The organism is Mumia flava, assembly GCF_002797495.1.
GTDB classification, from domain to species: domain Bacteria; phylum Actinomycetota; class Actinomycetes; order Propionibacteriales; family Nocardioidaceae; genus Mumia; species Mumia flava.
On record NZ_PGEZ01000002.1, the window covers coordinates 857,445 to 881,050 of the forward strand.

Genomic DNA, 23,606 nt, shown 5'->3' on the forward strand with positions numbered 1-23,606 from the left:
TGCGTCGCCGTGGGCTGGTACAGCGACCACGTGCTCCCCCGCTGGGTCGACCGGGCGTGCGGGATGGAGCAGGCCGACCCCTACCGCGCGCGGGTCTGCGCGGGGCTGTCGGGCGACGTCGTGGAGATCGGGTTCGGCAGCGGCCACAACACCCGTTTCTATCCGCCGGCGGTCCGGTCCGTGGCGGCCGTGGAGCCTTCCGACGCCGCGTGGCGGATCGCCGAGGAGCGGATCGTACGGGCGCACGTCCCCGTCGTGCGGTCGGGCCTCGACGGCCAGGCGCTCACGCTCGACGACGACAGCGTCGACGCCGCCCTCAGCACCTGGACGATGTGCACGATCCCCGACCTCGACGCTGCGCTCGCCGAGCTGCGGCGGGTGCTCCGGCCGGGCGGCACGCTGCACTTCCTCGAGCACGGCCTGGCGCCGGACGAGTCCGTACGACGCTGGCAACGACGCCTGGCCCCGCTCCACCAGCGCATCGCCGGCGGGTGCCATCTCACCCGGCGGATCGTCGCCGCGATCGAGCGCGCCGGGTTCGAGGTCCGCGAGGTCGACGTCTTCTACGAGGACGGCGCGCCGAAGGTGCTCGGCGCCGACGCGCTCGGCCTCGCCGTCAACCCTGCCGACCCGCCGCTCAGCGCACCCGGACCTTGATCCACTTCGAGCGGTACGGCCGCTGGTAGCCGGCCGGGTCGACCTTCACCCGGATCCGCTTCTTGCCCTGCCAGGAGACCGGGATCCGAATCTTGCGGTGCCCGTCGTGCCGCGCCCGCAGCCGCTTCGACTTCAGCACCCGACCGGACTTCGTCACCACCTGGATGCGACCACGCACCGCGTCGTGCCCGGCCGCCTTGACGCGCATCCGCAGCACGAGCCGGTCGGAGCGGCTGATCGTCCGGTCGTCGAGCCTGCGCCGCACCTGGAGCACGGCCGGCTTGACCGCGAACGTGCGGGTCACGGGCGTGGCCCACCGCAGGCTCGCCGACCCGTGGTACTGGACGGTCACGGTCCGTCGGCGGACGTCGTTGCGGGTGAGCCACACGGTCGCGACGCCGTCGCGCATGCTCCCCCGTCCGACGACGCGACCGCGATCGCGCACCACCACCGGGCCGTCCGGTCGCTGGTGCTCGGCCGACGCGGTCACCCTCAGCACGGGCCGCGCCTTCCATCGCGGCACCCGGACGTGTGCGACCGACGTGATCCGGCTCGGCGCCTTCGCGACCGTCAACGTGCCCGGTGTCGCATCCTTCGAGCCCGCGATCGACGGGTGCCCGTCGTAGCGTGCGACGAGTCGGTGGGTCCCGCCTGCGAGCTCGCGGCTCAGTCGCACCGTCGCCGTCGCTCGTTTGGTCGACGGGACTCGCGTGAGCGTCGCCCGACCGACCCGCGTGCCTCCCGACCAGACCGAGGCGGTGCCGCGCGGGTAGACGTCGTCGCCCGCGACGACGACGGAGGCGCGGACGAGGTCGCCCGAGGTGATCGCGGTCTTGTCGTACGTCGCCGTGGTGGTCGTCGGTGCCTTGCGGACCGTGATGCCGAACGAGGTGGAGCGGGCCCACGCGACCAGGCCGTTGCCGCTGTACAGCACCCGCAGCGGTCGGGTCCCGGCCGGCAGCAGCTTCAGCAGCTTGACCCGCGCCTTCCCGCTCGACAGCGACACGGGGCCGCCCACGATCGTGTCGGAGTCGACATCGAGGATCTCGACCGTGCCGGTCGGCACCGTGCCCGGCGCGGTCACGGTGACGTCCACGTCGACGCGGTTCCCGCCGACCTGGTAGTTCTTCGGCGACGCGGCGGCGCGGATCGTCGGCTTCAGGCCGTTGTTCGCCATCCTGGAGCGGACGCGCGAGCGGATCCCGGGCAGCCGCTTGTAGAGCGTGGAGCCCGGGCAGGCCGTCTGACCGACGTCACGGTGGCCCACGACCTTGGGCTTCGAGACCCGCTTCCCGGTGTTCGTCGTATAGGTCCAGGTGCCGTTCGGGTTGACCCGGTTGAGCGAGAACTTCCAGGCGATCACGCGCGACACCGTGCGTGCGACCGCCTTCGAGGCCTTCATCGGGCCGAAGTCGCCGATCACCGAGATCCCGAACGTCGTCGAGTTGTTGTTCAAGGCGTGGGCGCCCACGACGTTGCGGCTCAGGCCGCCCCAACGGCCCTCCCAGGCGCGGCCCCACTTGTCGACCAGCACGTTGTAGCCGATGTCGCGCCAGCCGCGCACCTTCACGTGGTAGCTGTAGAACGACCGGATGAGGGCGGGGACCTCGTCCTTGCTGTACGAGGTCGGGCCCGCGGTGTGGTGCACGACCGCACCGCGCACCGACCCGTAGTCCGGACTGGACTTCTCGCGGATCCGCTCGTTCGCGCCCCAGGCGGCGCGGCTGCGGATCGTCGGCATGGGGACCCCGCCGGCGGCTGCCATCGGCTCGAGGTCCGTTCCGTCGACCTCGGGTTCGGGCGCCGGAGCCCGCTGCTCCTCGCCCGTGTCGCCGTCGTCACCGGTGGAGGTGCCGTCACCGAGCCCGACGACGTCGACCTGCACGTCCTCGGGGATCTGCCCGTCGGAGGTCGCGAGCACGACCTGGACCGCGTCGGAGTCGTCGACGAGCAGCGGGTCCGTGCCGGCCCGGGCGTTGCGGGCCTCCTCGGAGCCCGGATCGGGCCCGTCGACGGACTCGTGCAGCTGGTACCAGGCGGTCCAGCCGTCGTCGCCGCGGGTCCGGACGTACGCGACGACCTCGCCGCCGCTCGTACCCTGCTCCCACGTCACCCCGGCGAGACGGAAGTCCTCGGTCGGCACGACCGGGCTGTCGACGACCTTCTCCAGGTCGTGACCGTCGTCCTCGGGCGTGCTCCCGTCCGCCGCGACCGCATCCTCGAGACGCGGATCGTCCGCGACGTCGCCGCCGGAGGAGCCTCCGGTCGCGTACGCCGCCAGGGCGTACGCGTGCGGCTCGGGGACCTCACCGACCGGGGGTGTCGCCGGACCGGCCACCTGCGTCCAGGTCATCACCGGCACGGTGAGCAGGCCGGCCACCACCGTGGGCGCGACCACCAGGGCCGAGGCCCTCCGCTTCGACGTCATGGCCGTCCCCCTCTTCCACATGGCACACGCCCGTTGGACGCGTGTCCGATTCGGCACATGTCCGATTTCGACCGCAACGATCCAGAACTCTACGTGAGATGACCGGTCGCGCGAGTCGATCTCGGATCATCCGCGCGCCGTGGCGGCAAGCCGCTCCAGCGCACGTCGTGCCTGGTCAGGGGCGTGACCGGCGAGACCGCAGGGTGGAGTGACCACCGTCGCCGCCTCGAAGGGCGCCTCGGAGGCGCCCAGCACCTCGGCGAACCGCTCCAGGCGGCGCCGCTGCTCCCCGACCGACGCGTGCCCCAGCCCCGGCCACAGCGCGACCCCCGACTCGTACGCCGCGGCGAGCGCGTCGACCTCGTCAGGCTCCACCAGGTCGAGGTCGAACGACAGCGCGTCGAAGCCGATCGGGACCAGCAGGTCGGTGGGCAGCCGCGCGGCGCAGGAGTGCAGCGCGGTGGCGTCGGCGACGCCGTCCAACGCCTCGACGACCCGCCGCAGAGCCGCGTCCGCCTCCGCCGGCTCCACCCGTCGGTAGCGGTCGAGCCCGCTCACGGTGGGCACCTGGGCGTCGAGGACGGCCCGCAGCGCCGGCTCGTCGACCTGGACCGTCAGCCGGGCACCCGGGACCCGTCGCCGGACGTCGGCCGCATGGGTCGCGACGCCGGAGGCCAGCGACTCAGCGAGCTCGCGGCGGGCGCCGTGGTCGGCGAGCACCTTGCCGCCCCGCGGCCGCTCGAGGGTCGCGGCGAGCGTCCACGGGCCGGGGACCTGGATCTTGAGGTCGCCCTCGGCGCCGACGAGCTGTTCCTCGAGCACGTCGAGGTCCTGGCCGAGCAGCGAGCGAGCCCGTCGCTGGTCTCGACCGGACCGGTCGAGGAGCCTCCACCCGGTCGGCTGGAGGTCGGCGCCGAGCCCGTCGAGCAGCGCGGTGCCGCGTCCGATCATGTCGGCCCCGTCGCCCCGGTCCGGCAGCTCGGGCAGGAACACCAGGTCGCCGACGAGGTCGCGGACGGCCTTGATCGTCTCGGCGACGTCGGTCCCCGGCATCGACCCCACTCCGGTCGCACGCACCGCCTCAGCCCACCGTCGCGCGCCGGGTCGCGGCGATCGTCGCGGACCCGACCACGCGCGTGCCGTCGTACACGACCGCTGCCTGACCGGGCGCGATCCCGTACGCCGGCTCGTCCAGCGTGATCCGCATCCCGTCCGCCTCCGGCTCCACCGTGGCTCCGTACTCCTCGCCGTGCGCCCGCAGCTGCACGGTCGCCCGCAGCGCCGCGGTCGGAGCGGGGCCGCACCAGCGCGGGCGGATCGCGTCGATCCCGGTGATCGCGAGCCGCTCGTGCGGCCCCACCGTGACCGTGCCGGAGACCGGCTCGATGTCGAGCACGAACCGTGGGCGGCCGTCGGCCGCCGGGCGACCCAGACGCAGGCCGCGACGCTGCCCGATGGTGTACGCGAACGCGCCGTCGTGCTCACGGAGGACCTCGCCCGACTCGTCGACGATCACGCCCGGCTTCGTCCCGAGCTTGTCGTGCAGCCAGCCGGGGGTGTCACCGTCGGCGACGAAGCAGATGTCGTGGCTGTCCGGCTTCTGCGCCACGAACAGGCCCCGGCGCTCGGCCTCGGCGCGGACCTCGGGCTTCGTGTCGGTCCCGAGCGGGAACAGCGAGTGGGCGATCTGCTCCGCGGTCAGCACCCCGAGCACGTACGACTGGTCCTTGGCGTGGTCGACCGCGCGGTGCATCTCCGTGCCGTCCGGACCCGCGACGACGCGGGCGTAGTGGCCGGTGACGACCCCGTCGTACCCGAGGGCGAGGGCCCGGTCGAGCACGGCGGCGAACTTGATCTTCTCGTTGCAGCGCAGGCACGGGTTCGGGGTGCGGCCCGCGGTGTACTCCGCCACGAAGTCCTCCACGACCTCGTCGTGGAACTCGTCGCTCATGTCCCAGACGTAGAACGGGATGCCGATCACGTCCGCGGCGCGGCGCGCATCGTTGCTGTCCTCGATCGAGCAGCAGCCCCGGGCGCCCGAGCGGTACGAGCGGGGATTGCGCGACAGCGCGAGGTGCACGCCGGTCACGTCGTGGCCCGCGTCCTTGGCACGTGCGGCGGCGACGGCGGAGTCGACCCCGCCGGACATCGCGGCGATCACCCGCATCAGCGCCGACCTCCGAGCCGGCCGGCCGCGAGCGCACGCTCGTGCACGGCCGGCAGGACCTCGAGCAGCCGGTCCACGTCCGCCTCCGTGGTGGTGTGGCCCAGGCTGAAGCGCAGCGAGCCGCGCGCCGCCAGCTCGTCCATCCCCATCGCGAGGAGGACGTGGCTGGCCTGCGGCACACCAGCGGAGCACGCCGAGCCGGTCGAGCACTCCACGCCGTGCGCGTCGAGCAGCATGAGCAGCGAGTCGCCCTCGCAGCCGGGGAACGTCACGTGCGCGATGCTCGGCAGCCGGTGGTCCGGCCCGATCTCGGGGGCGCCGTTGACGACAGCGGCCGGGACGGCGGCCGCGAGCCCGTCGACCAGACGACGCCGCAGGGCCTCCAGCCGGACCGCCTCCGCCTCCGCCCGCCCGACGGCGACGTCGACCGCGGCAGCGAACGAGGCCGCGGCAGCGGCGTTCGGCGTACCCGACCGCACGTCGCGCTCCTGGCCACCGCCGTGCGCGAGCGGGACCAGGTCCACCTCGCGGCGTACGACCAGCGCGCCGACCCCGACGGGCCCGCCGAGCTTGTGCGCGGAGATCGTCATCGCGTCCAGGCCGGACCCGGCGAAGTCCACCGGCACGTGCCCGAGCGCCTGCACGGCGTCGCTGTGCACCGGGATCCCGTGCCGGTGCGCCACCGCGACCACGTCGGCGATCGGCTGGACCGTGCCGACCTCGTTGTTGGCCCACATGCAGCTCACGAGCGCGACGGACGCAGGATCGCGCTCGACCGCCCGCTCGTAGGCGTCCAGGTCCAGGCGGCAGGTCGCGTCCACGTCCACGAGCTCGACCTGCGACCCCTGCTTCGCCATCCAGGTCAGCGGATCCAGGAGCGCGTGGTGCTCGACCGCGGAGGCGATCAGCCTCGTACGCGCCGGGTCGGCGTTGCGCCGTGCCCAGGCCAGGCCCTTCAGCGCGAGGTTGTCGGCCTCGGTGCCGCCGCCCAGAAGCACGACCTCACCGGGGCGCGCGCCGATCCGCTCCGCGATCAGCTCGCGGGACTCCTCGACGACCCGGCGGGCGGCCCGGCCGGAGCCGTGCAGCGACGACGGGTTGCCGATCGCCGCCAGGTGCTCCGTCATCGCGGCGATCGCCTCGTCGACCATCGGCGTGGTCGCCGCATGGTCGAGGTAGGTGGTGGTCGCTGCAGTCATCGCGTCCCCAGCGTAGTCGTCGTCCCCGTGCGGAGCCGGGGGGCAGCCGCCAGGGTGGAAGGATGAAGCGCCTCGCGACCGGACGTCTGCGGCGGCACGAGGACCACCACGACCTCGTGTACAGCCGGATCGTCCCTGCTGCCACCGACCGGACCTGGGCGGCACTGACCGATCCCGACGAGACGGCTCGGTGGTACGGACGGTGGCGCGGCGACGGCCGACCCGGCGGTTCGGTGAGCATCACCATGGCCCACGGCGCCGAGCAGCCGGCCCGGATCACGGCGAGCAGCCCCGAGCTGCACCTCGGTCTGGCCCTGGTCGCGACCGACGACGAGCACGCCGAGCCGTTCGGCACCACCGTCGACGTCTACCTGCGTGAGCGCGACGACGGAGGCACGGACGTCCAGCTCGTCCACCACCGCGCCGAGGTCGACTGGCTCGCCACGCTCGGCCCGGGTTGGGACTACTACCTCGACCTCCTCGTCGCCCACGTCGCCGGCGACGAGCTCGCCACGTGGGACGCCTACTACCCTTCGATGCGGGCCTACTACGAGACCCTCGCCGACCTGGAGGAGTGAGCATGAGCACGTTCGACATCGCCGGAGTCGGGACGGTCGACCGGCTCGGATTCGGTGCGATGCGCATCACCGGTCCGGGGATCTGGGGTGAGCCTGCCGACCGCGAGACCGCGCGGGCCGTCGTACGCCGTGCCGTGGAGCTCGGCGTCACCCTGATCGACACCGCCGACTCGTACGGCCCGTACGTCAGCGAGGAGATCATCGCCGAGGCGATCGCCCCGTACGACGACGACGTCGTCGTCGCGACGAAGGCCGGCCTCGTGCGGACCGGACCGGACCGGTGGCACCAGGTCGCACGGCGCGAGTACCTCGTCCAGCAGGCCCACCTCAGCCTGCGCCGGCTCCAGACCGACGTGATCGACCTCTTCCAGCTGCACCGGATCGACTCCCGGACGCCCCGGGAGGAGCAGTTCGAGACGCTCGCCGAGCTGCGCCAGGAGGGTGTCGTGAAGGCGATCGGCCTCTCGGAGGTGAGCGTGGCCGACATCGAGGAGGCGAGCCGCTACGTCCCGGTCGCGACCGTCCAGAACCGCTACAACCTGACCGACCGCCGCTCCGCCGACGTGCTCGCCTACTGCACCGAGAACGGCATCGGCTTCATGCCGTGGGCCCCCGTCGCCGCCGGCGAGCACGCGGCGACCTCCGGTCCGCTCGCCCGCGCCGCGGTGGAGCACGACGCGACGCCGTCGCAGGTCGCGCTCGCGTGGCTGCTCCAGGCGTCGCCGGTGATGCTGCCGATCCCGGGAACGGGCTCGATCGCGCACCTCGAGGAGAACCTCGCCGCGAACGACCTCAAGCTGACACCGGAGACGGTCGAGGAGCTCGACGCACTGGGCTGAGCACCCTCACGCTGCGGGTTTCCGTTGCCGGCAACGCAACCTGGATCCGAGCACCGAAGACTCGCGCACGTTATCCGTGCCACGAACCACCTTTCGTTGCCGGCAACGGAAACGCGCGGCAGCCTGGCGGTATGGACCTCGCCCTGCACCTGTCCCGGTTCGACATCGACGGCGGGCCGGCCGCGGTCCCGGCGATGCTCGGCGACCTCGGCCGCACCTGCGACGACGGCGGCATCACCACGCTGTCCGTGATGGACCACTACCTGCAGATGGAGTGGTTCCGCGGCGGCGCGACCGACCCGATGCTCGAGGCCTACACGACCCTCGGCTACCTCGCCGCGCGCACCCGGACCGTGCGGCTCCAGACGCTCGTCACCGGCGTGACGTACCGCTCCCCCGGCCTGCTCGCGAAGATCGTCGCCACCCTCGACGTGCTCAGCGAGGGCCGGGCCGGGCTCGGGATCGGCGCGGCGTGGTACGAGCGCGAGCACCACGCGTACGGCGTGCCGTACGCGTCCGCCGGCGAACGGCTCGCGCGCCTCGAGGAGACGCTCCAGGTCGTCCGACAGGTGTGGTCCGACGACGACGGGCCGTACGAGGGGCAGCACTACCGGCTGGCCGAGACGATCTGCGCTCCGCGCCCGATCGGCACGATCCCCGTGATGGTCGGCGGTGGTGGCGAGAAGGTGACGCTGCGGCTCGTGGCGCGGTACGCGGACGCGTGCAACCTGTTCGCCGGGCCGGACAGCGGCGCCGACGTCGTCGCGCACAAGCTCGAGGCGCTGCGCGAGCACTGCGACCGCGTCGGGCGGTCGTACGACGCGATCCGTCGCACGATCCTGTGGAACGGGCCGGTCGCGCTCGACGGGTCGTTCGTCGAGGCGATGCGTCCGTTCGCGGACCTCGGGGTCGAGCAGGTGTTCGTGATGCCGTTGGAGGGCGACCCGGTCGCGTTCGCGCAGGGCGTCGCCGACGGAGTCGTCCCGGCGCTCACCCGACTGTGACGCTGCCCCGGGGCAGCGCTGTCGCCAGCCGGGCGCACGGGATGAGATCGCGTCTCAGGGCCACAGGGGTGCCCGCTCTGCCACGGTGTCGCCCATGCGACACCTGCGCCCGGCACCGGTGGCCCTCCTCACCCTGCTCCTGCTCCTCGGCACCGCCGCGTGCGGCTCGACCGACGAGCGGGCTGCACCCGCGGCCGACGCAGCGTCGACGCCGACCGGCGACCCCGACACCTCCGTGTCCGACGACACCGTGTCCGACGACACCGTGTCCGACGACACCGCCACGACGATGGGCGCGGCCGGCATCGGGGTCGCCGACCTGCGCGCGTCCGCGACGTTCTACTCCGAGGCGCTGGGGATGAGCGAGCTCACGACGTTCGAGATCCCGGGCTACATGGACGAGATCGTGCTCGGCTTCGACGACAGCACGCGGGGCGCGTCGGTCGTGCTCATGCACTACACCGACGGCAGGAAGCACGACTACGCCGACAACCCGGTGAAGCTCGTCTTCTACGTCCCCGACCCCACCGCCACGGCCGCCGCGATCGAGCAGGCGGGCGGCTCGATCGTCCTCGAGCCCGCTCCGCAGGCGTCGCTCGGCGGTGCGGTCGTCGGACTCGCGAAGGACCTGGACGGCTACACGATCGAGCTGCTCGAGGCCGGGACCGGCCCCGTGGAGTAAGACCGGGCCCGTCGCCCGCTCCCGGTCAGGGGCGGGCCGAGGCGCTGGGGTGCGTCGCCCGCCAGGCCTCGAAGGCCTCCGCAGAGGTGTACGCCGGCTCGTACCCGAACTCGCTCCGCAACCGACCGTTGTCGAGCACCGGCCGGTACTGGAGGAACATCGTCTGCTCCGGCCCGTACCGCGTCAGCCGCAGCGGCTTCGCCACCGCCAGCGCCGCCCGCAGCAGCCACTCCGGCAGGACGAGGGTCGACTTGCCGAGACGCTGCGCGATCTCGTCGAGCGTCAGGGCTCCCGTGCCGGCGACGTTGAACGCCCCGGTCACGTCGCCCAGGACGGCCCGCACGACGATCGCGGTCAGGTCGGTGTCCCACACGAAGACGAACGGCGACGCCGACCCCGCGATCCGCAGCAGCCGCGGGCGCTCGAACAGCGCCGTGATCTGGTTGTCGACCCGCTCACCCAGGATCGTGCCGATCCGCAGCACGACCTGCTCGAGCTCGGGGTGGTCGCGCCGGACGTCGGCGAGCATCTGTTCGACGAGCCGCTTGTGCCGGGCGTACGCGAACGCGTCGTTGCCGCGCACCGGCTGGTCCTCCGTGATCCAGTCGGGGTTGTCCGGGTGGTACCCGTACGCCGCGCCGCTGGACGACACCACGACCCGCCGTACGCCGTGGGTCAGCGCCGCATCCAGGACGTTGCGGGTGCCGTCGACGTCGACCGTGTACGCCACGTCGTCGCTCATCCCGGACGGCGGCGTGACGATCGAGGCGAGGTGGACGATCGTATCGACCGCGTGGGCGCCGACCACGTGCGCGACCAGGTCGGCGTCGGTCACGTCGAGCCGCTCGTAGGTCACGCCGTCGACGCGCTCGTGAGGGTCGCGGATGTCGCCGCTGACGACGAGCGCGACCTCGTCGTCGGTGGCGAGCGCGGGGACGACCGAGGATCCGAGGAACCCGGAGCCGCCGGTGACGAGGACGCGGCACCCGCCCGTACGGCCCGTCATGCCGGCACCGCCTCGGACCGGATCGGCCGACGCGACCAGAGCTGCGCGACGGTCAGGCCGGCGATGATGTCCCAGATCCCCCACCAGGCCGCGACCAGCGCCATCCCGCCGAGCCCGTCGAAGAACTGGAAGACGAGCAGCAGGCCGAGCCCGGCGTTGCGGATCCCGACCTCGAACGTCACCGCACGCGTGGCGCGGTCCGGCAGCCGGCCGGCGCGGGCGATCGCCCACCCGGTCGCGAGCGCGAGCGCGTCGTGCAGGAACACCGCGACCACGACGACGCCGATGTAGGTCACGAAGATCGACCAGTTGCCGGCGATCCCGGACACGATGATGGCGGCGAGGCCGAGGAACGCGACCTTGCCGACGATCCCGTGCGCCCGCTCGGCGACCCGCGGCCACAGCTGCGAGACCGTCAGGCCGAGCGCGAACGGGATGCCGATCACGAACAGGATCTCGCTCAGCATGTCCCACGGGGACAGCGCGATGTCGGCGAGGTAGTCGCTGCCCGTCGGGTGCAGGCCGCCCCAGAACGCGAACGTGATCGGCATCAGCACGATCGAGAGCAGGTTGCCGATCGCGGTCATCGAGACGGACAGCGCGACGTCGCCCTTCGCGCGGTGCGTGAGGATGTTCGAGACGTTGCCCGGCGGGCAGCACGCGACCAGGATCATGCCGAGCGCGACCGACCCCTGGACACCGAGGACGAGCGTGAGCACGAACGTCAGCGCCGGGAGGACGAGGAACTGCGCCGCGATCGCCAACGCCACCGGCACCGGCTTGCGCAGCGCGGTCCGGAAGTCCGACAGCCGGGTGTCGAGCGCGATCCCGAACAGGATCGCCCCGATCACGATCTTCAGCAGCGTCAGCGACGACTCGTCGAACGAGATCCGGATCGAGTCCACGTCGGACGCGGCCGCGAGCACGGTCGAGGGATCCATCAGGACAGCTCCTCGGTGGCGGCGCGGACGGCCGTACGGTAGGCGTCCTTGTTGACGTAGTACGCCATCCGCTCCAGACCGAGGTACTTGTAGCCGCCGGACAGGTCCGGGAGCGGTCCACGGGTCCGTTCGGCGAACGCCGCCGCCTGCTCCGGTCGGTCGCGGCGCGCCTCGAGGTACGCGGCGATCAGCTCGGCCTGCTCGTAGCGGCCCTGCCAGCCGAGCCCGGACGCCTCCACCATGCCCATCACGAACAGGTCGTCGCGCACGGGCGTGAAGATGTTGAAGTACAGGGCGGGCGCGTCGCCGTCCCACCGCAGGTGCTCGGGATCCACGAACGGGTAGTGCAGCGTGTAGCCGGTCGCGAGCACGATCAGGTCGTAGTCGTCGCTGCTGCCGTCGCGGAAGTGCACGGTGTGACCGTCGAAGTGATCGATGTCGGCCTTGATCCGCAGGTCGCCGTGGCCGAGGTGGTGGAGGATCAGCGAGTTCACGATCGGGTGCGACTCGTAGATCTTGTGGTCCGGCTCCGGGAAGCCGAGCCGTACGGGGTCGCCGGTGAACAGCTTGAGGATCCGGCTGTCGACCGCCTGCTTGATCCGCGGCGGCAGCGGCCTGCCCTGGTTCAGGGTGTCGGCGGGTTTGCCGAAGACGTACTTCGGGACGAAGTGGTAGCCCCGGCGCACGCTCATGTCGACCGACGCGGCGTGGTGGACCGCGTCGACGGCGATGTCGCAGCCGGAGTTGCCGGCGCCGATCACCAGCACGCGCTTGCCGGCGAACGCAGTGGCGCGGCGGTACTCGCTGGTGTGGATGATCTCGCCGTCGAACTGGCCCTTGAAGGACGGGACGTTGGGCTCGGACAGCGTGCCGTTGGCGATGATCACGCCGGCGACCCGCTCGACGGTCTCGACGGACGGGTCTCGATCGCTCGCTCCGCTCGCGCCTCGACCACCGGAGTCATCGCCGGGGTTCTCGCCTCGACCGCCGGGGTCCTCGCTGGTCGAGGCCGAGCGGAGCGAGGATCGAGACCCGACGCTCCGCGACCGCACCTCCCAGCCGCCGTCGGGGTGCGGCTCGACCCGGACGACCTCCGTACCGAAGGCGTAGTGCCGACGCAGGTCGAAGCGGTCCGCGTACGCCGCGAAGTAGCGCTTCAGCTCGCGGTGGCTCGGGTAGTCGGCGACCTCGTCGGCCATCGGCATCTCGGCGAACTGCGTCGTCGTCTTCGACGAGATCAGGTGCGCCGACTCGTACATCGTGCTGCGCGGACCCTCGATGTCCCACAGCCCGCCGACGTCGGTGTGCATCTCGTAGCCGCGCACCGCGAAGCCCCGCTTGGTCAGGGCTCGGGTGGCGGCCAGGCCGGACGGACCGGCGCCGATCACGGCGTACGGGAGGTCGTCCGGCTGGGCGTCCGGCTGGACGTCCGAAACGTCGGAATTCGTCTTGGGCATGCGCCCTAGTGTGCCAGGTCACACCAACGGACCCATCGGCGCTTGCTCCAGGCCGCGTCGCGCGGACCCGGGGAACACCCTGCCCTCGGGATTCCTCGCACACCGTACGCGCACGGTGTGCGAGGAATCCCGATGTGCCACCCTCTGTGCGCGCACGGCGCGTCCCCGCTCAACACGCGTCCCCCGCCTCACGCGCGTCCCCGCCTAACGGAAGTCGCGCGATGTGGTCCGGGCGGTGATCGGGAGGCGCTCGAGCCGGTCGGCGTGGAGGTTCGCGGCTCCGTCGCGTCGCTCCAAGAGCCCTCGGACCACCAGGGCGCTGGAGTCGCGGGCGATCCGCCGGTAGCGCGCCCACAGCCCGGCCGTGCAGATCACGTTGAGCATGCCGGTCTCGTCCTCGAGGTTGAGGAATGTGACCCCGCCTGCCGTCGCCGGCCGCTGCCGGTGCGTCACGAGGCCCGCCACCTCGATCCGTAGCCCCGGCTCCGTGTGAGCGAGGTCGGCCACCCGCAGCACCCCCCGTACGGTCATCGCCTCCCGCACGTGCTCGATCGGGTGACTGTCCGGCGCGATGCTCGTCGCCCACAGGTCCGCCATCGTGGTCTCTGCCGGGCTCATCCCCGGCAGCATCGGAGCCTCGCGCAGTGCGGTGGTGCCCTCCAGCTGGTCCGGTGACTCCTGCGACGCCGCACCCGCCGACCACAGCGCCTGCCTGCGCGACAGGCCGAAGCCGTCGAACGCCCCCGCGGTCGCCAACGCCTCCACCTGAGGTGCGGTCAGCGGGACGCGGCGAGTCAGGTCCGTCATCGAGGCGTACGGGCCGCCCCGCTCACGCTCGGCGACGATCCGCTCGGCCAGGCCGGTCCCGATCGAGGTCACCGACGTCAGTCCGAGGCGGACCACGAACCGTCCGTCGCGGCGGTGCCAGGCGTGGTCGAACGGCGCGTCGGGGTCGAAATCGCCCACGGGCGGCTGGTCGGTCACGAGACACGCATCGTGGCCGGAGGGGTCTCGATCACTCGCTCCGCTCGCGCCTCGACCAGCGGAGCTCCCGTTGGTCGAGGCGGAGTTCCCGCCCGACCCGGTGGTCGAGGCGGAGCGGAGCGACGATCGAGACCCGCCCGACCCGCTCGCCTCCGCAGCCTCGAGGTCCGCGGCGGTGGCGACCGAGGCGTTGATGTCGGGACGCAGCACCTCGACCCCGTGGTGACGCGCATCGGTGACGAGGCTCGCCGGCGAGTAGAACCCCATCGGCTGCGCCCGCAGGAGGCCCACCAGGAACGCGCCGGGGTAGTGCAGCCGCAGCCACGTCGAGGCGTACACGAGCAGCGCGAAGCTGATCGAGTGCGACTCGGCGAACCCGAAGCTCGCGAACGCCTCGATCCGCAGGTAGATCTCGTCGGCGAGCTCGCCGGTGATCCCGTGCGACGCCATCCCGGCGTACAAGGTGGCGCGCAGCCGCTCGATCTTCTCGACCCCGCGCTTGGAGCCCATCGCCCGGCGCAGCAGGTCGGCCTCGTCGCCGGTGCAGCCGCCGACCTGCATCGCGATCTGCATCAGCTGCTCCTGGAACAGCGGCACCCCCAGCGTCCGCTTCAGCACCGGCTCCAGCGCCGGGTGCAGATAGCTGATCTCCTCCTCGCCGGTGCGGCGGCGGATGTACGGGTGGACGGCGCCGCCCTGGATCGGACCCGGACGAATCAGCGCGATCTCGGTGACCAGGTCGTAGAAGCAGCGAGGACGCAGCCGCGGAAGCGTGCCGATCTGCGCCCGGCTCTCGACCTGGAACACCCCCACGGAGTCGCCGCGACACAGCTGGTCGTAGACGCCGGGCTCCTCCTTCGGGATCGTCGCCAGCTCCCACCGCTCCCCCACGTGCTCGGCGACCACGTCGAAGCAGTGCTGGATCGCGCCGAGCATCCCGAGGCCGAGCAGGTCGAACTTGACCAGGCCCATCCACGCGCAGTCGTCCTTGTCCCACTGCAGCACCGTCCGGTCCTCCATCCGAGCGTGCTCGACCGGACACACCTCCCCCACCGGCCGGTCCGTCAGCACCATCCCGCCGGAGTGGATCCCGAGATGGCGTGGAGCAGTCAGCAGCTGGTCGGCGAGGTCGAGGACCGGGTCCGGGATCTCCCCGGCCAGCTCCTCGCGCGGCAGGGTCCCCCATCGGTCGATCCGCTTCGACCAGGCGTCCTGCTGCCCGGTCGAGTAGCCGAGCGCCTTCGCCATGTCGCGGACGGCGGACTTCGGGCGGTACGAGATGACGTTCGCGACCTGCGCCGCGTTGTGCCGCCCGTACGTCGCGTACACCCACTGGATCACCTCCTCGCGACGGTCGGAGTCGAAGTCGACGTCGATGTCCGGCTCCTCGTCGCGCGTCGCGGACAAGAACCGCTCGAACGGCAGGTCGAACTTCACCGAGTCCACCGCGGTGATGCCGAGGGCGTAGCAGACCGCCGAGTTGGCGGCCGAGCCCCGGCCCTGACAGAGGATCCCGCGCCTGCGGGCGAACGCGACGATGTCGTGCACGATCAGGAAGTAGCCGGGAAAATCCTTCTCCTCGATCACCGCGAGCTCGGCCTCGAGCCGCTCGTACGTGCTCGCCGGCGCGCCGGCGTACTTCTGGTCCGCCCCGCGCCGGACCAGCTCGCGCAGCCAGGTCATCGGGGTGTGTCCGTCGGGGACCTGCTGCTTCGGGAGCCGCGGCTTGGCCCGGCGCAGCTCGAAGGCGAGATCAGCGGCCACGTCGACCGTCCGCTCCACCGCTCCCGGCCAGCGAGCGAACGCCCGCGCCATCTCCGCCCCGGAACGCAGGTGGGCCCCGGCCGCGGGCAGCCAGCCGTCCATGTCCGCGAGGCTGCGCCGCGCCCGGACCGCCGCGACCGCGTGCGCGAGCCGCCGGTCGGTCGGCGTGGCGGCGTGCACGTTGCCGGCCGCGACGACGTCGAGCCCGCAGCGCGCCGCGATCGCCGCCAGAGCGTCGTTGCGGACCGCGTCGCGAGGGTCCCCGGACTCGGACAGCTCGACCAGCACCGCGTCGGAGCCGAACCGCTCGACCAGCGCCCGCGTCTCCGTCTCCGCCGCCGCCTCGCCGCCCGGTCCGGCGAGCGCCTGACGAACCGCGCCCTTGCGGCAGCCGGTCAGCACGACCGCGTGCCCGGCGAGCCGCTCGGCGACCGCGTCCAGGTCGTAGACCGGGCGTCCCTTCTCCCCGCCGGCCAGGTGCGCGTCGGTCAGCGTCGCGGACAGCCGGTGGTAGCCCTCCTGTCCACGCGCCAGCACCAGCAGGTGGCTCCCTTCCGGGTCGGCGATGCCGTTCTGGGGGCCGCGCAGTCCCAGCGACAGCTCCGCGCCGAACACCGTCGGCATCCCGTGCAGGTCTGCCGCCTCGGCCATCCGCACCACCCCGTACAGGCCGTCGTGGTCGGCCAGCGCCAGGGCCGACAGCCGCAGCCGGACCGCCTCCTCGACCAACGCCTCCGGGCTGCTCGCGCCGTCGAGGAAGCTGAAGTCGGAGTGCGCGTGCAGCTCGGCGTACCCGACGTACGGCTCGTCGGGATGCGTGTCGGGCACGGCCGGCGGCTCGTACGGTCCGCGCTTGCGCGACGTGCCCGGACCGTCGCCGCCGTCCAGCTCGAACCCGGCCCGCTCGTGCGGCAGCAGCCGGCCGGACAGCCGGCGCTCCAGCTCCGACCACGGCATGTCCGGGTTGTTGAATCCCATCGGCCCTCCTCTCCGTCGTCTCGGCCGTACGGCGCCCTCAGTCGTACTGCGCCTCGGCGCACCAGCCGTCGTCGCCGACCCGCAGCAGCCAGGCCGTCCCGTCCACGCCGACGACCTGGAACCGCGCCGCCCGGACTGCGGACGCGGCGTCCCACCAGCGCTCGTCGACCGGCCACGGTCCGGCCCACGCCTGCACCGGGTGCAGACCGTCGCCGCTGCGCTGGTCGAGGCGCGAACCTGCAGCCCCGTCCCGCTGGTCGAAGCGCGAACCTGCAGCCCCGTCCCGCTGGTCGAAGCGCGAACCTGCGAGCGATCGAGACCCCTCCCCCGGTCGAGACCCTCCCACCGCGAACCGGGCCGGCGCCCCCGACAGCGCACCGCGCTCGCTCACCACCACCGGCCGCCCGTCCACGCCGACCACCTCGGCCGGGCGCGGCGGGTCGTACACCCGGGCGGGAGCGGGCGGCGGCAGGCTTCCCGGCCACGGCGGCGACGGCGAGCGGGCCGGCTCGAGCGGGTCGCCCCACGGCACCGCCGTCTGCCGGTCGGCGGGCCCGCGACCACCCCCGAGGACCACGGACACCACCGCCTCCCGGCCGAGCATGCTCTGCACCTTCGACGCGGCCCGGTGCACCCGCTCGTCCGGCCCGCTCCCCCACAGACCGTCGGCGTGCTCGGTCACCGACGCGCACTCCGCCGGCACGAACCGGACCGCCTCCACCGGCCCGCTCACCGCCGACGCCGACCCGGCCGACAGCTGCCAGCGGACCCGGTCGACGAGGTCGCCCGCGTCGAACCAGCGCGGGTGCAGCCACTGCCGCTCGGTCACCTCGCCACGGTCGGTGCGGACCTCGATCCAGACCGACGTGCACACCGTCTGGTGCGCGGCGAGCGCCGAGACCATCTCCTCCGCTGCACGCCGCACGCTGAACGCGACCGCCTCGGAGTCGACCAGCGGCGGCTCGAACGCGACCTCCCGCTCGAAGTCGCTCGGCGGTCGCCGCGACGCGAACGGCCGGTCGTCGACCCCGCGGGCGAGCCGGTGCGCGAGCGCCCCGTCGGACCCGAACCGGTCCCGCACGTCCGCCGCGTCCAGGCCGGCGAACGCCCCCAGTGTCCGCAGACCGAGCCGTTGCAGCAGGCTCGCCAGATCCGGACGCTCGAGCACCGCCACCGGCAGGTCGGCGAGGAACGCCCCCGACGCCCCCGCCGGCACGACGAGGCTGTCCTGCGGCAAGGCCCTGCGTGCCGCCTGCTCCGCGGTGAAGACCGAGTCGGCGATCCCGGCCCGGACGTCGTCGACCCCGTACGTGACCAGCCGCTCCGCGAGCACCGCAGCCGCGTGCCGCTCGCCGCCGAAGTAGCGCGCCGGACCCGCGACCCGGATCGCGCAGGTCCCGGGCCGCAACGGCTGCACCCCTGGGGCGACCTCCTCGACGAGCGCCAGCACCGGCTCGTACGCCCGAGCCTCGTGGCCGGGGTCGCGCTCGGTGACGACGAGCTCGGGACACCGCGCCTGGGCGTCGCGCATCCGCTGCCCACGGCGCACCCCGTCCGTACGGGCGCGCGCCGAGCACGCCACCACCTCACCCCCCTCGACGACCGCGACCGGCGCACCCGCGGGGAGGTCGAGCCCGAGCCCGGTGTGCGTGACCGCCCGCACCGGCCAGTCCGGGCACCACAGCACCAGCGCCCGCGCCATCAGCTCGCCAGCCCGTCCACGGCACGCAGCCCGTCCACCGCACGCAGCGCACCCCGGCCGGCGACAGGCTCCACGGTCGTGTCGAGCCGCAGCCGGGTCCGGTGGCGACGCCCGCCTCGAACGGTCGTGGTCACGGTGACCGTCCGCTGTCGGAGGTGGCCGTACCCGCCGTCGAGACCCGCCCACACGCTCTCGGAGACCTCCAGCCGCGCCTGCGCCCGCGGCCAGGCGACGACGGTGCCGCCGGCCACGCCGTCGGTGAGCACGACCAGCGTGCTGCGCTGGCGGCGCAGCCGCGCCGCGACACGCTGCGCCTCGGCGTCCCCCACCGGCACCGGCGGGCGCAGCACGATCAGCTCGGCGACGTCGCCGAGCGCACCGACGACGTGCACCCAGTGCTCCCCGGGCGCCGGCACCAGGATCGTCCGGCTCAGGTCCACCCCGAGGGCCGAGGCCGCCTCGGCCCCGACCTCGCCGACGCCGACGACCGCGCACCACGAGCCGGCCGACGACGGACCGGCGAGCAGCGCCACCGCCAGACCGAGCGAGCCGCCCACCTCGTACACCGCGCCTCTGCTCAGCCCGCCCGGCACCACGTCGGCCAGCGCAGGCAGTGTCGGGAGCGGCTCCCCCCGTGGAGCAGAGCCCTCCATCGCCCGCACCTTGGCGGCCAGCTCGTCGACCAGCGCAGCACCCGTCACCCGTCCATGATCGAACACATGTTCGAACGAGTCAAACGGAGTGACCCTCCTCCGTGGTTGTCTGGCGTGGCCGTCGAACCCACCGAAGGAGACCCATGCTGAAGTCGCGCATCGCCATCCTGCTCGGCACCGTACCGATCGTCGCAGCCCCGGCCCTCGCCGCCGCTCCCGCGCACGCCGCGTGCCCCGAGGCGGGCGAGACCACCGTCCACGTCACCAAGATCACCCGATCCTGGATCCCGACGAGCTTCAAGACCAGCTACCTGAAGGGACCGGCGACGCTCCGGTTCGACACGGCGGGCAAGACGGCCCGCGCGAAGGCGCGCTACCCGAAGCGGCTGAAACGCGACGTCGGCGCGGCCGTGTCCAGGGCGTCGCAACGCGGAGCCCGGGTCACCAGCCGCTGGAGCGAGAGCGGCGGCGCGTACGTCTACACGATGAAGGTCCCGAAGGGCGAGACCGCGCGGATGCGGATGCTCCACCGCTCCCGCACCCTCAAGGTCAAGGTCACGAGGACGACGACCGGCCAGGGCGGCGGCTGCACGGTCACCACCCTCCGCAAGGGGAAGATCAAGGCGCCGCTCGTACGCGGCCACAACCTCTGGAAGATCCAGCGCCGCTGAGCGCAGCCGCTGCAGACTCCGTAGCCGGCTGGGGTGAGCTGCACCGGGCGAGGGAAACCTTCGGTGCCCAGTGCAGAACTCCCCAGCCGGCTACGCAGACCGCCCCCGGCCGATCGGTGCAGGACCGGTCCGGGGGCGGTACGGCCGGGTCCGTCGCCGTACGACGCGCGGTGCGCTCCGGGGTCAGCCGACCAGCAGGTCGTGTCCCGGGATCGCGTCGAGCAGCTTGCGGGTGTACTCCTCGCGCGGGTTGTCGAAGACCTCGGCGACGCTCGCAGCCTCGACCACCTGACCGTCCTGCATGACCAGCACGTCGTCGGCGATCTGGCGGACCACCGCGAGGTCGTGCGTGATGAACAGGTAGCTCAGTCCGAGCTCGGCCTGGAGATCGTTGAGCAGCTCCAGGATCTGCGCCTGGACCAGCACGTCGAGCGCCGAGACGGCCTCGTCGAGCACGACCACCTCCGGCTGCAGCGCCAGCGCACGCGCGATCGCCACGCGCTGACGCTGACCACCGGACAGCTCGTTGGGATACCGCTTCATCACCGAGCCCGGCAGCGACACCTTGTCCAGCAGGGTCCGGATCCGCTGCTCGTTCTCCTTCTCGGAGCCGATCCCGTGCGTGCGCAGCGGCTCCTCGATCGAGCGGTAGACCGTGTAGAGCGGATCGAGCGAGGCGTACGGGTTCTGGAAGACCGGCTGCATCTTGCGCCGCAGGTCGAAGAGCTTCCTGCCCTTCAACGTCGACACGTCGACGCCGTCGAACTTCACCGTGCCCTCGGTCGGCTCCAGCAGACCGAGCACCATCCGCGCGACGGTCGACTTGCCGGAGCCGGACTCGCCGACGATCGCCGTCGTGGTCCCGCGCTCCAGACGCAGGTCCACGTGGTCCACGGCCACCAGGTCCGTCTTGCGCCACGGCTTGTCGCCGGGGAGCTTGAAGACCTTCGTCAGGCCGTCGACCTCGATCACGTGGTCGGGACCCGACGCGGCCTTCGCTGCGGCGACCTCGGCCTCCTCCGCGATCTCGCCGGCCGTCTGGATCGCTGCCTCACGGATCTCCTCGCGGTGCTGGACCGCGGTGAGCCGCTGCGACGCCAGCGACGGCGCCGAGGTCACGAGCCGCTTGGTGTACGGGTGCTCGGGATTCTTCAGGATCTCCAGCGCGGGCCCGGACTCCACGATCTGGCCCTTGTACATCACCACGATGTGGTCGGCCCGCTCCGCAGCGAGACCGAGGTCGTGAGTGATCAGCATGACCGCGGTCCCCAGCTCGGCGGTCAGCCCGTCGAGGTGGTCGAGGATCTGCTTCTGCACCGTCACGTCGAGCGCCGAGGTCGGCTCGTCGGCGATCAGGAGCTTCGGCCGCGCGGCCAGACCCATCGCGATCAGCGCCCGCTGACGCATGCCGCCGGAGAACTCGTGCGGGTACTGCTGCGCGCGCCGCTCGGCGTCGCCGAGCCCGGCCTCCTGCAGCAGCTCCACGACCCGCCGGTCGGCGGCCTTGCCCTTGGCGACGTCGTTGGCGACCAGCGACTCCTTGATCTGGTCACCGACCTTCCACAACGGGTTGAGGTTGGTCATCGGGTCCTGCGGGACCAGGCCGATCTCGGAGCCGCGCATCGCGACCTTCTGGCCCTTCGAGGCGTTGACGATGTTGCGGCCGTCGAAGGTGATCTCGCCCCCGGTGACCTTGCCGGTGCCGGGGAGAAGACCGATCACGGCGTGGGCCGTCGTCGACTTCCCGGAGCCGGACTCGCCGACGATCGCGACCGTCTGGCCGGGATAGATCACGAGGTTCGCGCCGCGCACGGCGGGCACGATCCTCTTGTCGGACTGGAACGCGACCTCGAGGTCACGGACCTCCAGCAGCGGTTCGGTCATCGCTTCCTCGCCTTCGGGTCGAGCGCGTCCCGCACGGCGTCGCCGAGCAGGATGAACGCGAGCACGGTGAGCGCGAGCGCAGCCGCCGGGACGAACATCACCTGGAGGTTCTCGCCCGACGGGATCACGACCTGCGCAGCCGCGATGTCGTTGCCCCAGGAGACCACGCGTGAGCGCGGCAGACCGAGGCCCAGGAACGACAGCGTCGCCTCGGCCACGATGAAGATGCCGAGCGAGACGGTCGACGTCACGATCACCGGAGGCAGGGCGTTCGGGACGATGTGCCGGCGCAGGTTCGTCCAGTTGCTGGCGCCGATCGCGCGAGCGGCATCGACGAACTCGAGGTTCTTCACCTCGAGCACCGAGCCGCGCATGATCCTCGTGATCTGCGGCCAGCCGAACAACGCCAGCGCCAGCACGACCGCTCCGACGCCGCCCCAGAACCCGCGATCCGGGTACAGGTTGTTGAAGATCGACAGCACGACGATCGACGCGAGCAGGATCGGGATGGCGAAGAAGATGTCGCTGACCCGCGAGATGATCGCGTCCGCGTTCTTGCCGAAGTAACCGGCGACGGCGCCGGTCAGCCCACCGACCAGTGCGACCAGCAGGGTCGCGAGGACACCGACGGCGACCGACGCGCGCGCCCCGTAGAGGGTGCGCGACCACACGTCGCAGCCCTGCCGGTCGAAGCCGAACGGGTGGCCCGGCGACGGCCCTTCGAACTGTCGCCCGAGGACGCAGTGGAACGGATCGGTGTTCGTGAACGCCTGCGGGACCGCGATCACGATCGCCAGCAGGACCAGCAGGACGGCGGAGGCGATGAACAGCGGGCTCTTGCGGAGCTGCTTCCACGCCTCCTTCCACTGGCTCGCAGGGGTCTCGTCGACGTCGAGGGAGTCCACCGCCTGCAGGGGCGTCTCCTCGAGGGGAGCGACGAAGCGCTCCTGTCCGGGAAGCGGTTGATTAGGCATAGCGGATCCTCGGGTCGAGCCAGGCGTAGAGCAGGTCCACGACCAGGCTGGCCAGCACGTAGACGAGCACCATGATCGTGACCACCGAGACGACGGTCGGGTTCTCGCCGCGTTGGATCGCCTGGAAGGCGAGGTTGCCCACGCCGGGGATGTTGAAGATGCCCTCGGTCACGACCGCACCGGCCATCAGGGCTCCGAGGTCGACACCCAGGAACGTCACGACCGGGATCAGCGAGTTGCGCAGCACGTGGCGGCGCACCACCACGCCCTCGGGGAGCCCCTTGGCGCGGGCCGTACGGACGTGGTCGGCGGTGAGGTTGCCGTAGACCGACGTCCGGGTCAGGCGTAAGACGTAGGCGAACGAGACCAGACCGAGCACGATCGCCGGGAGCAGCAGGTTGTAGAACGACGTGTTGCCGCCCACGGTCGGGGGGAACCATTCCAGCTTCACGCCGAAGACCAGCTGGAGCAGGAAGGCGAAGACGAAGATCGGCACCGCGATCACGAGCAGCGAGACCACGAGCATCGTCGAGTCGAAGAGCTTGCCCTTGCGGATGCCCGCGATGGTGCCGGCGATGATGCCGAGCACGGCCTCGATGATCAGGGCCATGAACGCGAGCTTGAGGGTGACGGGGAACGCCCGCTTCACCAGGTCGATGACCGGCTGCCCGGTGTAGGACATCCCGAAGTCGCCGACGAAGACGCCCTTCAGGTACAGCAGCCACTGGAGCAGGAACGGCTTGTCGAGGTTGTACTGCGCCTCGATCTGGGCCTTGACGGAGTCGGAGATCGGCTTGTCACCGAAGAGTCCGTTGATCGGGTCGCCCGGTCGAAGGAAGACCAGGGCGTAGATGAGCAGTGTGGCCCCGAGGATGACGGGGATGGTCTGCAGCAGTCGTTTGCCGGTGTACCACCACATCGCGAGCCTCCTGATGGAGAGTGATCGAGCTCAGGGTGGATCAGGCCCGGTCGGGGCCGATCGTACCCGCGCAGGGCGCGTGGAGCAGCCGATCAGCTGCTCCACGCGCCCTGCATCGA

General features: G+C 72.2%; 19 protein-coding genes. 6 read left to right on the forward strand and 13 right to left on the reverse strand.

What is annotated here, in order from left to right:
- Positions 1-9: 9 nt before the first annotated feature.
- Entirely contained in the window at positions 10-657 is a 648-nt protein-coding gene (locus tag CLV56_RS18020) for a class I SAM-dependent methyltransferase (protein ID WP_039368996.1), read from the forward strand.
- On the opposite strand, the gene CLV56_RS18025 is transcribed toward CLV56_RS18020, so the two are convergent.
- The 4 genes from CLV56_RS18025 to CLV56_RS18040 all read right to left on the reverse strand — a co-directional run bounded on the left by CLV56_RS18025 (position 638) and on the right by CLV56_RS18040 (position 6,451).
- Positions 638-3,085 (reverse strand): Ig-like domain repeat protein, encoded by a 2,448-nt coding sequence (locus CLV56_RS18025; protein ID WP_170224822.1) that lies wholly within the window; start codon positions 3,083-3,085, stop codon positions 638-640. The two genes, CLV56_RS18020 and CLV56_RS18025, sit on opposite strands and share 20 nt — an antisense overlap.
- A 126-nt stretch (positions 3,086-3,211) precedes the next feature.
- Positions 3,212-4,162, reverse strand: coding sequence for a uroporphyrinogen decarboxylase/cobalamine-independent methonine synthase family protein (locus CLV56_RS18030; RefSeq protein ID WP_039368999.1), 951 nt, complete (start codon positions 4,160-4,162; stop codon positions 3,212-3,214).
- 4 nt (positions 4,163-4,166) lie between these two features.
- Positions 4,167-5,252: a tRNA 2-thiouridine(34) synthase MnmA gene (gene mnmA, locus CLV56_RS18035; RefSeq protein WP_039369001.1), complete on the reverse strand. Its 1,086-nt coding sequence runs from the start codon at positions 5,250-5,252 to the stop codon at positions 4,167-4,169.
- Positions 5,252-6,451: a cysteine desulfurase family protein gene (locus tag CLV56_RS18040; protein ID WP_039369004.1), complete on the reverse strand. Its 1,200-nt coding sequence runs from the start codon at positions 6,449-6,451 to the stop codon at positions 5,252-5,254. Before CLV56_RS18040 ends, mnmA begins: the two co-directional genes overlap by 1 nt.
- Positions 6,452-6,513: 62 nt before the next feature.
- Between CLV56_RS18040 and CLV56_RS18045 the strand changes: the two genes are divergently transcribed.
- The 4 genes from CLV56_RS18045 (at position 6,514) to CLV56_RS18060 (ending at position 9,554) form a co-directional block, all read left to right on the forward strand.
- Complete coding sequence (locus CLV56_RS18045) at positions 6,514-7,029, forward strand: SRPBCC domain-containing protein (RefSeq protein WP_039369007.1); 516 nt, start codon at positions 6,514-6,516, stop codon at positions 7,027-7,029.
- A gap of 2 nt (positions 7,030-7,031) precedes the next feature.
- Entirely contained in the window at positions 7,032-7,868 is an 837-nt protein-coding gene (locus CLV56_RS18050) for an aldo/keto reductase (protein WP_039369010.1), read from the forward strand.
- 131 nt (positions 7,869-7,999) lie between these two features.
- Positions 8,000-8,872 carry an LLM class F420-dependent oxidoreductase gene (locus CLV56_RS18055; protein ID WP_039369013.1) on the forward strand — a complete coding sequence of 291 codons (873 nt, stop codon included), beginning with the start codon at positions 8,000-8,002 and terminating at the stop codon, positions 8,870-8,872.
- A gap of 94 nt (positions 8,873-8,966) precedes the next feature.
- On the forward strand, positions 8,967-9,554 hold the full coding sequence (locus tag CLV56_RS18060; RefSeq protein ID WP_100415381.1) for a VOC family protein: 588 nt from the start codon (positions 8,967-8,969) through the stop codon (positions 9,552-9,554).
- Between the two features lie 25 nt (positions 9,555-9,579).
- Here CLV56_RS18060 and CLV56_RS18065 read toward each other — a convergent pair whose 3' ends face one another.
- From CLV56_RS18065 to CLV56_RS18090, 6 genes are all read right to left on the reverse strand, one after another.
- Complete coding sequence (locus CLV56_RS18065) at positions 9,580-10,560, reverse strand: SDR family oxidoreductase (protein WP_039369019.1); 981 nt, start codon at positions 10,558-10,560, stop codon at positions 9,580-9,582.
- Positions 10,557-11,501 (reverse strand): bile acid:sodium symporter family protein, encoded by a 945-nt coding sequence (locus CLV56_RS18070; protein WP_100415382.1) that lies wholly within the window; start codon positions 11,499-11,501, stop codon positions 10,557-10,559. The genes CLV56_RS18065 and CLV56_RS18070 overlap by 4 nt, the downstream gene beginning before the upstream one ends.
- Positions 11,501-12,958 (reverse strand): flavin-containing monooxygenase, encoded by a 1,458-nt coding sequence (locus CLV56_RS18075; protein ID WP_100415383.1) that lies wholly within the window; start codon positions 12,956-12,958, stop codon positions 11,501-11,503. The genes CLV56_RS18070 and CLV56_RS18075 overlap by 1 nt, the downstream gene beginning before the upstream one ends.
- 204 nt (positions 12,959-13,162) lie before the next feature.
- Entirely contained in the window at positions 13,163-16,684 is a 3,522-nt protein-coding gene (locus CLV56_RS18080; RefSeq protein ID WP_039369022.1) for an error-prone DNA polymerase, read from the reverse strand.
- Between the two features lie 37 nt (positions 16,685-16,721).
- Complete coding sequence (locus CLV56_RS18085) at positions 16,722-18,386, reverse strand: Y-family DNA polymerase (RefSeq protein WP_039369024.1); 1,665 nt, start codon at positions 18,384-18,386, stop codon at positions 16,722-16,724.
- The gene (locus CLV56_RS18090; RefSeq protein WP_100415384.1) at positions 18,386-19,087 is read right to left on the reverse strand and encodes a hypothetical protein; all 702 of its coding nucleotides are present in this window, start codon (positions 19,085-19,087) and stop codon (positions 18,386-18,388) included. The genes CLV56_RS18085 and CLV56_RS18090 overlap by 1 nt, the downstream gene beginning before the upstream one ends.
- Positions 19,088-19,182: 95 nt before the next feature.
- Here CLV56_RS18090 and CLV56_RS18095 point away from each other — a divergent pair, with 95 nt between their 5' ends.
- Positions 19,183-19,710, forward strand: a complete 528-nt coding sequence (locus tag CLV56_RS18095) for a hypothetical protein (RefSeq protein ID WP_039369026.1) — start codon at positions 19,183-19,185, stop codon at positions 19,708-19,710.
- A gap of 183 nt (positions 19,711-19,893) precedes the next feature.
- On the opposite strand, the gene CLV56_RS18100 is transcribed toward CLV56_RS18095, so the two are convergent.
- From CLV56_RS18100 to CLV56_RS18110, 3 genes are read right to left on the reverse strand one after another with little or no spacing between them, the layout of a single operon-like run.
- Positions 19,894-21,594 (reverse strand): dipeptide ABC transporter ATP-binding protein, encoded by a 1,701-nt coding sequence (locus CLV56_RS18100; protein WP_039369029.1) that lies wholly within the window; start codon positions 21,592-21,594, stop codon positions 19,894-19,896.
- Positions 21,591-22,568: an ABC transporter permease gene (locus tag CLV56_RS18105; RefSeq protein WP_039369032.1), complete on the reverse strand. Its 978-nt coding sequence runs from the start codon at positions 22,566-22,568 to the stop codon at positions 21,591-21,593. Before CLV56_RS18105 ends, CLV56_RS18100 begins: the two co-directional genes overlap by 4 nt.
- Positions 22,561-23,487 carry an ABC transporter permease gene (locus CLV56_RS18110; RefSeq protein WP_039369036.1) on the reverse strand — a complete coding sequence of 309 codons (927 nt, stop codon included), beginning with the start codon at positions 23,485-23,487 and terminating at the stop codon, positions 22,561-22,563. Before CLV56_RS18110 ends, CLV56_RS18105 begins: the two co-directional genes overlap by 8 nt.
- Positions 23,488-23,606 lie beyond the last annotated feature (119 nt).